Source organism: Nitriliruptor sp., from assembly GCF_040882075.1.
In the GTDB taxonomy this organism is placed as follows: domain Bacteria; phylum Actinomycetota; class Nitriliruptoria; order Nitriliruptorales; family Nitriliruptoraceae; genus Nitriliruptor.
In genome coordinates, this window is the sequence record NZ_JBBEBZ010000206.1 from 1 (window position 1) to 9,190 (window position 9,190).

Consider the following 9,190-nt stretch of genomic DNA (forward strand, 5'->3'; position numbering starts at 1 on the left):
GTCGTCGGTGTGACGCTCCACCTCGAAGCTGGTGCTGTCGTCACGGACCTCGTCGATCCGGGTCGTTCAGGCGGCGAGGTCGGTGCCGTCGCGGGCGATGCGTGCTTGCGCTCCGACCTCGGCGAGCGCGTCGATGGTCTCCGACGTGCGGCCGGTCACGCGCGCCGCGAACCGCCTGACCTGGCCGGGGAACTCGTTCGGCACCGACAGGCGGACGACCCGCTTGATGACCGTGCCGAACTGGTGGTGCAGCGGTCCGGTGTTGTAGGGCAGGTCGTAGCGGTCGGCCAGCTCACGGACGTCCGCGGCGATCGCGGCGTAGCGCCACGCCGGCAGGTCGGGGAAGAGGTGGTGCTCGATCTGGAACGACAGGTTGCCCGTCAGCACGTGGAAGACCGGGCCGCCGGTGAGGTTCGCCGAGCCGAGCATCTGGCGCAGGTACCAGCGGGCGCGGGTCTCGCCCTCGATGTCCTCCTCGGAGAACATCTCCACGCCCTCGGGGAAGTGGCCGCAGAAGATGACCGTGAAGGCCCACACGTTGCGCATCAGGTTCGCGGCGATGTTGCCCGCGATCACGAACGGCGCCACGGGACCGGCCAGGAGCGGGAACAGCAGGTAGTCCTTCTTGGCCTGGGCGCCGGCCTTCGCGCGGATCGCCGCGAGGATGGGCTTGGCATCGTCCATCGGCTTGTCGCCGCTGGTGAGGCGCTCGACCTCGAGCTCGTGGAGCGCGACGCCGTACTGGAACATCAGGCCGAGGATCGCCATGTAGAGCGGGTTGCCGAGGTCCCGGGGCGACCAGGGCTGGAGCTCGCTGACACGCAGCAGCGCGTAGCCGACGTCACGGTCCTTGCCGACCACGTTGGTGTAGGTGTGGTGGACCACGTTGTGGCCGTGTTTCCACTGCGAGGCTGGAGCGGCGTTGTCCCACTCGTACGCGGAGGAGTGCAGGCGCGGGTCCTCCATCCAGTCGTACTGGCCGTGCATGATGTTGTGGCCGATCTCCATGTTGTCGAGGATCTTGGAGAGGCCGAGCGCGGCCGCACCGCCGATCAGCGCCGGCGGGAAGAAGCCGGCGAACAGCAGGCCTCGACCGCCGATCTCGAGCGCCTTCTGCAGCCGGACCATCGCGGTGATGTAGCGCCGGTCGGTCTCGCCGCGGTCGTCGAGGTGGCGCTGACGGATCGCGTCGAGCTCGCGGCCGAGCTCCTCGACCTGCTCCGCGGACAGGTGCGCGGCGCAGGGCGGCAGCGCAAAGTCGGCCGGCGAGACCAGCTCGTCGGGACGGAGCGCGTTCGGCGCGGGGGCGAGGTCGAGTTCGATGGGCACGGGTGCTCCTTCGAGCGTGCGGGATGGGGGAGGTGGGGCCGGCGGTGGCGCGGCCAGGAGGGGGCGTAGCGACCGAGACGGCGGGTGGGATCCATCGCGCCCGGAGCTACAGGTCCACGACCACGTCGCCGGCGGGGACGCTCACGCAGATCTGGACGCGGGTGTCGGGGGTGTCACAGATGCGGCCGTCACGCAGGTCGGTGACGGCGCCCTCGGGCTTGAACCGGGTGCAGGTGTGGCAGATGCCCATGCGGCAGCCGTTCTCGGGGGTGAGACCGGCGGCCTCGGCCTGCTCGAGCAGCGAGCGGCCGTCGTCGATCACCTCGATACCTGATCGGGCGAAGCTGATCGTCCCGCCCGAGACACCCTCGGTACGGACCAGCGCCCGGGGGGTGAACCGCTCGACCTGCAGCAGGTCCCCGGCGTCCCCGGCCGCGTAGGCCTCCTCGAGCGCATCGATCAGCCCGGTGGGCCCGCACGCGAAGGTGAGCGTCTGCCGGTGGTCGGGCGCGACGCGGTCGAGGTGGGCCGCCTCGAACCGTCCGGTCAGGACCTCGCCCGGCCCTCCACCGGTCGGCACGATGTGCAGATCCACCCGCGGCAGCCGGGCGGCGATGGCTCGCAGGTCGGCGAGGAACGGCACGTCGTCCGTCGTCCGGGCGTAGTGCAGGAAGGTGACCGCACCGCCGTGGTCCTCGTCGGCGAGCGTGCGGAGCATCGAGACGACCGGCGTGATGCCGCTACCGCCGCTGACGAGCACCAGGCGGTTGGGCCGGGCCTCGGGCAGGACGACCTCGCCGGTGGCCGCCGAGCACGACAGGATCGTTCCCGGCACGGCGCGCTCGTGGAGGAAGCCGGACACGACCCCGCCGTCCTTGCGCTTGACGGTGATCGTGAAGCGACCGTCCGCCCGGTGGGCCGAGGAGGACACCGAGTAGGTGCGGGTCTGCGTCACCCCGTCGCTCGGAACGCCGATGCGCACGTGCTGACCAGCGATCGATCCGGCCCACGCGTGGTCGGGCTGGAGGGTGAGCGTGACGACGTCGTCGGTCTCGCGGTGGACCGCGGTGACCTGTGCGCGACCACCCTCGGTGGTCCAGAGCGGGTGCACGGACTCGAGGTAGCGGTCCACGCTGTGTGGCGAGGCCAGCCCCGCCAGCAGCGAGGAGCCGAGCACCGATCGCACCCGGGCCGGCAGCGGCCGGACGGGGGAGCTGAGGAGCGGCATCGGGTCTCCGTTACGGGGGAGTAACTTACGGTCCCGTAACGGTGACAGCTCCAGCTGTAACAGTCAAGTGGTGTGCGTGCCCGTGAGGCCGGGGGCCGACGCGCTCAGTCCTCCTGGGTGTCCACGGGGTCGTGCTCCTCGTCGGGCCGGGCGGCGCTCTCGACCAGGTCGGCGGCCGCCCGCGCCATCACCTGGTGGAAGACTGCCAGGAGCGCGTCACCGGCGAGCGGGCGGATCCGCTCGAGCGCCGCACGCACGCGCGGCCAGTCCTCGGCCGGCCGGCCCCGGGCGTCCCAGTCGGCCAGCACCACCTCGTCGAACATGGTCACGTACGCCTCGGCGACCGCCGTCGCGTGCGTGCGCATCAGCTCGAGGACGTCGAGCTGTCGGCTGATCGGCACGCCCATCTCGGTGAGCTCGCGACCGGCCTCGAGGACCGACGGCATCCGGACCCGGACGAGCTCCGGATCCTCCACGCGCTCGAACAGGCCGAGACCGATGGCGCGTTCCGCGTCGTTGCCCTCCGGGTCCGCGCCGTCGTAGCCCGACACCACCTCGCCGATCGGGAGCTCGACGGGCTTCTCCACGATCCACTCGTCGAGGAGGGCCCGCTTCATGCGGCGCAGCTCGCTGGTGTCGACGGTGGCGCCGCCGCTCAGCAACCACCCGATCGCCTGCAGGTTCAGCCCCTCGGCCTGCAGCTCCTGGATCAACGCGAGGCGCTCGAGGTGACGGCGGTCGTAGTACCCGAGGCGGCCGCTGACCTCCGGGGGCGGGAGCAGCCCGCGGGTCTGGTAGTAGCGGATGTTCCGGCTCGAGACACCCGACGCCTGCGCGAGCTCGTCGATCGTGAGCTGCTTGGCCCGCACCTCGCCTCCTCGCCTCGCTCGCCGGACACCGAGGGGCGACGCTAGCTGGCTGGCCAGGTACCGCGTCCGGGGCTCTGACGTGGCGGCAACGCCACACCAGCACCCCGCTGACCGGGCTGAACCGCTTCCGGGGCCCTCACGTGGCGGCAACGCCACACCAGGACCCCGCTCCACCTGCTCCTGCCCGCGACCGGACGACGGTGAGGGACCGACGAGAGGCAGCCGGATCAGACCCAGCTGCGCAACCACCACCGCTGCCGGAGCGAGCTCTCCTCGATCGGCAGCGCGAACCAGAGCGGGGAGAGGTACACGAGCAGGACCGCCGCCGCTGCCAGGACCAGCAACGAGGTGATCGTCCCGACCCGGAGCGCTCGGGTCGGGGCGCCCCACCGCCGCGCGCGTCGCTCGTCGAGGAAGCTGCCGACCGCCACGCCGGCGGTCGCCGCCAGGACGGCCGCCGTCGTCGCCGCCGGGCGACCAGCGCCGGTGGCCAGGGTCGCGGCACCGACCGCGATGGCGGCACCAGCACCGGCACCCAGCGTCCAGCGCCGCAGCGCGGGCCGGTCGAGCTCGGCGCAGGCCACGACGACGGCCACCGCGAGCATCGGCACCAGCGGAACGGTGTAGAAGTTGAACACCGGTCGAGCAGCGATCAGCCACGGGACGAACTGCGCGCCGAGCATCACCAGCGGCACGACCGCCGCGCCGTCGCGCCGTCGCAGGGCCGCGGCCGACAGCGGCACGAGCAGCAGCGCCGACCACCACAGCGCCGGGTTGCCGAGGATCGCGACCTCGCTCGCGCGTCCGGCCGGACCGAGGCACGGGGTGCCGTCGTCGCGCGTGCCGGTCTCGTCGCAGCTCTCGTAGTGGGCGACGACGGGCCGGACCTGCGCCGGCCACGTGGTGGCGGGTGCGCGGTAGGGGTGCTCGGCCTCCAGCCCGAGGTGGAACCGGGTGATGTCCGCGTGGTGGCGGGCGAGCCCGGCCAGGCGCTCCGACCACGGCGGCGCACAGCCCGGGTCACGCACCCCGTCCACCTCGCAGCGCTCCGCAGCGATCGTGGTGGCGGCGTACCCCGCGAGCCACGGCGCCCAGCTGAGCGCGTAGACGGCCGTGGGGACCAGGACCAGGGCGCCGGCGACCCGGGCCAGGCTGCCGATGGGGATCCCCGGGCCGTGGTCTCCGGCCGGGCTGGCGCGGCGGCGTCTGGCCGCCACCTCCCACCCGAGCGCGAGCAGACCCGCTCCGGCCAGGGCGAACAGCGCGGACCACTTGGTCGCCGCCGCCGCACCGAAGGCCACGCCGGCGAGCCACAGTGGCCACCGCGAGACGGTCGGTGCCGCACGCTCGGTCGAGTGACGCTCACCGTCGTCCGTCCCCGTGCTGGAGGCCGCGGGCCCGTGGGCGAGGACGTCGCTCGCGCGGGCGGTGGCGCGCTGGTGGTCGACGACGAGCGCGAGCGTGCCGAACGTCACGAACGCGGCGAGGGCGCTGTCGAGCATGGCGAGCCGCGCGAGGGTGATCCACACGCCGTCGGCGAGGACCAACGCGCCGGCCACGACCCCGAACAGCAGCCGGCCCGTGAGCCGGCGGGCGATCTCGACGCTCGCGGCGACGGCGAGCACCGACAGGGCCGCGCCACCGCCACGCCACCCGGCGGGCGTGTCACCGACCACCGCGATGCCGGCCCCGATCAGCCACTTGCCGAGCGGCGGGTGGACCGCGAAGTCGTCCTCGGCACCGGTCTCGAGCATGGCTCGCGCGTCGGGCACGTAGTAGGTCTCGTCGAAGACGATCCCGGGCGGTGCACCGAGCCGCGCGAAGGTGAGGACCGCGGCGACGGCCGCGACGGCCACCGCCGCCACGAACGCGGGAGCGGGTCGGCGTCGGGTCACGCGGGCGAGCGTAGGCTCGGCTCGGCCGTGGACCGCGGTGGACCGACGTCGGAGGGCAGCGTGAGCGACGACCCGCAGCCCGGCGCGCTGGTCGTGGTGGCCACGCCGATCGGCAACCTCGGCGACCTGTCCCCGCGTGCCGCCGAGGCGCTGCGCACCGCCGACCTGGTCCTCGCCGAGGACACTCGACGGACCGGCAAGCTGCTCGCGCACGTCGACAGCGAGGTGCGCCAGCTCAGCCTCCACGAGCACAACGAACGCGAACGGGTCCCCGAGCTGCTGGTCCGCATCGAGGCGGGGGAGCGGCTCGTGCTCGTCTCGGACGCGGGGACGCCCGCCCTCTCCGACCCCGGCTACCGGCTCATCGCGGCCGCGGCCGCGGCGGGCCTCCGGGTCGAGGCGGTCCCCGGCGCGTCCGCCCTGCTCGCCGCGCTCGTGGTGTCGGGGCTGCCGTCGGACCGGGTGGCCTTCGAGGGGTTCCTGCCCCGCAAGGGCGGCTCGCGACGCGATCGTCTGGCCGAGCTCGCGAACGAGGTCCGCACGATCGTGCTCTACGTCTCTCCCCACCGGGCCGACGACGACCTCGTCGACCTCGCCGACGCTCTCGGTCCCGACCGCCCCGCAGCGCTGTGCCGCGAGCTGACCAAGCTCCACGAGGAGGTGGTGCGGGGCAGCCTCGGTGATCTCGCTGCCCGCGTCGCTGAGCACGGCATCCGCGGCGAGCTGACCGTCGTCATCGGTGGCGCTCCCGAGCCCGTGGCGCGGGTGCTCACACCGCACCAGCTGGCCGCACGCGTCCACGAGCTCGAGTCGGAGGGGTCCGGCCGAAAGGCCGCGATCGCCACGGTGGCGCAGGCGGCGGGGGTCCCGAAGCGTGTGGTGTTCGACGCGGTGGTCGCGGCCAAGCACGCGGACGCCGGTCGGTGAGCCACCATGCCCGGTGCAACCTCGACCGGCGTGCGTGCGTCGAGGTGGTGTGGAGGGGACGTCCCCGCCGGTAGATCACCGGCACGGCCGTCCACGACGAGATGGGGACCCAGGTGCTCGCGATGGTGCGAGAGGTGGTGGACGAGCGATCGTTCGCGGCGATCTACAACGCCCACCACCGCCAGGCGGTCCGCCTGGCCTACCTCCTGGTGAGCGACCCGGACCAGGCCGAGGACGTGGTGTCCGAGGCGTTCGCGAAGGTCTACGTCCGCTGGCAGAAGGGCGGGGTCCGCGACGTCGGCGCCTACGTGCGCCGGGCCGTCGCCAACGAGGCCAACTCCCGGTTGCGCCGCCGCTACCTCGAACGTCGGATCGCGTCCGCCCGCACCGGCGACGACCGCGGCGTGCGGCTCCTCGACGAGGACGCCGCCGATCGGGACCTCGTCTGGCAGGGCATCCAACGGCTGCCGGCCAAGCAACGCGCTGCGGTCGTCCTCCGCTACTACGCGGACCTCTCCGAGGCCGATACCGCCGAGCTCCTCGGCTGCTCGGTCGGGACGGTCAAGAGCAACACCTCACGCGGGTTGGCTCGGCTGCAGGAGCTGCTCGGCGCGGCGGGCACGGGTGATGTCCGAGGTGGGCCCGCCCCGACGCAGCACCCCGGAGGTGATCGCTGATGGACCCGATCGAGCAGCGCGTCCGCGACTCGCTCCGCGCCCGTGCCGAGGGCGTCGAGCCGACGCCGTCGTTGTACCAGGGGGTGCAGCAGCGCATCGGCCGCCGTCAGCGGCTGCGCGTCGCCAGCTGGTCCCTCGCCGGCGTCGCCGCCATCGCCGCGGCCGCCGTCATCGTCCCGACCATCCTCGACGGCGGGCTCCCGCGGTCGCCGGAGGTTGCCGACACCCCCGAGGTGGTCGAGTCACCGGCCGAGTCGCTGACCCCAGGGGATCCCACCCACGCCCTGCTCGCGCTCGAGGACGGGCAGATCGTGATCGCCGACCTCGCCACCGGCGACCGGGATGTGACCTGGGGCGGACTCGGCGAGGTGAGCGCGCTCTCGGCCGCACCCGGGTCCAGCTTCGACAGCTACCAGGCGGCCGCCGTCGTCGCACCCCCAGGCGAGGAGGCCCTCGTCGTCACCATGTGGCAGGACGGGGACGGCGATCCCGGCACCGGGGGTGTCGTGCCGACCTCCACCCTCGACCTGCCCGGTGCGACGGGCCAGGCGCCGAGCGTGGCGATCTCCCCCGATGGACGGTGGCTCGCCTACACGGGTACCTCGCAACTCGTCGACGCCGCGCCGGCCGTGTACGTGGTCCCGCTCGACGGCGATGGCGAGGTCCCCGGCTCGCTCGACCCCGACCTCGGCGCCGCCGTCGAGATCCATACGGTCACGGTCGCCGACGAACTCGACGCCATCGACGTGCTCATCGAGTGGAGCGGTCCCGTCGCGGACGAGGACGATCTCAGCCGGCTCCGGGTCCGAGGCGCCGAACGCCAGGGTGCGTTGGTGCTGCAACGGACCGGGGACGGTTTCCAGGTCCAGCAGCGCGAGACCTACGACGGCACGGTCGGAGACGCGATCGACGTCAGTAGCGACTTCGTCGCGACCGATGAGGCTGCCGTGTTCGCCCTGGAGCACGCGGGTGGTACCGGTGTTCGCGTGCGGCTGGGGGACACCGCGGGTGGCACCGACCTCGGTGTCGATGCCGAGGCGGTCAGTCTCGACGCTCGTGGGCGGACGGCGCTGCTGGTCGGAGGTGGCACGGCGGTCACCCTGCGCTTCCTTCCCCCGAGCACGGTCACGGTGTCCAGCCGGCTCGGTGACGACGTCGTCGCCGGCGCGCTCCTCGGTGGGCTCGCACCCTCGTCGGACGCTGGGCCGGACCCTGTCGAGGAGGAACCGTCCGGTTCGGGAACCGCGGACCTCGGTGACGGCCTGGTCGTCGCGGACGACCGCACCGTGTCGCTGATCCGTCCCGACGGGTCGTCGCAGGAGCTGGTCACCTTCCCGACCGAGGGCGAGAGCACCGTGGTCGCCGTCGCGGTCCGGCCCGGTTCGACGGCGACCGACCTGACGGTCGCGATCACAACCCGCGCCGAGGGCACCTTCGACGTCCGGTGGCTGCGGGTCGTCGACGGCGAGGTGGCGACCGACGTCGACCCGGTGGGGACGAACTTCCCCGCCCCACCGATCGAGGGCGCGAACGGCTTCCCGCTCGGTGTGCCCGACCTCCAGGACGGCCGTGCACCGGCGGCGGTGTGGTCACCGGAGGGTGACCTGCTCGCGGCGGTCGCGCGTTCGGGCGAAGGGGCGCCACTCGAGGTCCGGACCATCGGCTGGAACGATGACGGTCCGAGCGACGATCCGAACCTCGCGGCCACGTTCGAGCTCGCGGACGATCGGTCGCTGACCGTCCGCAGCTGGGTGTGGACCGATGACGGCGAGGGTGCGACACGCGAGGGAGGGCTGTTGCTCATCGACGACCTCGCGGGCGAGGCGTTCACCGTGCGGCTCGACCGGCAGGGCGATGGCGCCCCAGCGATGCCCGCCTCCAACCCGCTCACGCCGGTCGGTGAGGGTGTGTTCGACCTCGTGGTCGGCGATGGAGGCACGTTCGACGGGGCGCTCCGTCCAGGACCAGGCGGGGCGGTCCTCGAGGTCGGCGGTGCCAGCTTCGACCTCCCGGCGGAAGCCACCGGGCCGCGTGTCACCGGCCGGGTGACCGTCCTCGGCGGCTCCGCGCTGGTGGTCCTCGACCCGGCAGCCCCGTTGGTCGTCGACCTCGCCACCGGGGAGGTGCTGGCGGCGCCGATCGGCGGCGAGGTGGTGTCGGCCGACGCCATCCGGTGACACGGTCCGCCAGCTCGACGTCGGACCCGGTCCGGTCGTGAAGCGACCACCCCGGGGAACACCCCGTGGGGGGGGGGGGGGGGGGGGG

General features: G+C 73.3%; 7 protein-coding genes. 3 read left to right on the forward strand and 4 right to left on the reverse strand.

Annotated elements, in window-relative coordinates:
- Positions 1-66: 66 nt before the first annotated feature.
- From WEB03_RS14890 to WEB03_RS14905, 4 genes are all read right to left on the reverse strand, one after another.
- The gene (locus tag WEB03_RS14890; protein WP_368071759.1) at positions 67-1,251 is read right to left on the reverse strand and encodes a fatty acid desaturase; all 1,185 of its coding nucleotides are present in this window, start codon (positions 1,249-1,251) and stop codon (positions 67-69) included.
- A 184-nt stretch (positions 1,252-1,435) separates the two neighbouring features.
- Positions 1,436-2,557, reverse strand: a complete 1,122-nt coding sequence (locus WEB03_RS14895; protein ID WP_368071706.1) for a ferredoxin reductase — start codon at positions 2,555-2,557, stop codon at positions 1,436-1,438.
- Between the two features lie 104 nt (positions 2,558-2,661).
- Positions 2,662-3,426, reverse strand: a complete 765-nt coding sequence (locus WEB03_RS14900) for a MerR family transcriptional regulator (RefSeq protein ID WP_368071707.1) — start codon at positions 3,424-3,426, stop codon at positions 2,662-2,664.
- 227 nt (positions 3,427-3,653) lie between these two features.
- A complete protein-coding gene (locus WEB03_RS14905; RefSeq protein WP_368071708.1) occupies positions 3,654-5,321 on the reverse strand; it encodes a phospholipid carrier-dependent glycosyltransferase in 1,668 nt (555 codons plus the stop codon).
- Between the two features lie 60 nt (positions 5,322-5,381).
- Here WEB03_RS14905 and rsmI point away from each other — a divergent pair, with 60 nt between their 5' ends.
- The 3 genes from rsmI (at position 5,382) to WEB03_RS14920 (ending at position 9,102) form a co-directional block, all read left to right on the forward strand.
- Positions 5,382-6,248, forward strand: a complete 867-nt coding sequence (gene rsmI, locus WEB03_RS14910) for a 16S rRNA (cytidine(1402)-2'-O)-methyltransferase (protein ID WP_368071709.1) — start codon at positions 5,382-5,384, stop codon at positions 6,246-6,248.
- Between the two features lie 137 nt (positions 6,249-6,385).
- Entirely contained in the window at positions 6,386-6,925 is a 540-nt protein-coding gene (locus WEB03_RS14915; protein WP_368071710.1) for a SigE family RNA polymerase sigma factor, read from the forward strand.
- Positions 6,925-9,102 (forward strand): hypothetical protein, encoded by a 2,178-nt coding sequence (locus WEB03_RS14920; RefSeq protein ID WP_368071711.1) that lies wholly within the window; start codon positions 6,925-6,927, stop codon positions 9,100-9,102. The genes WEB03_RS14915 and WEB03_RS14920 overlap by 1 nt, the downstream gene beginning before the upstream one ends.
- The last annotated feature ends 88 nt before the right edge of the window (positions 9,103-9,190 follow it).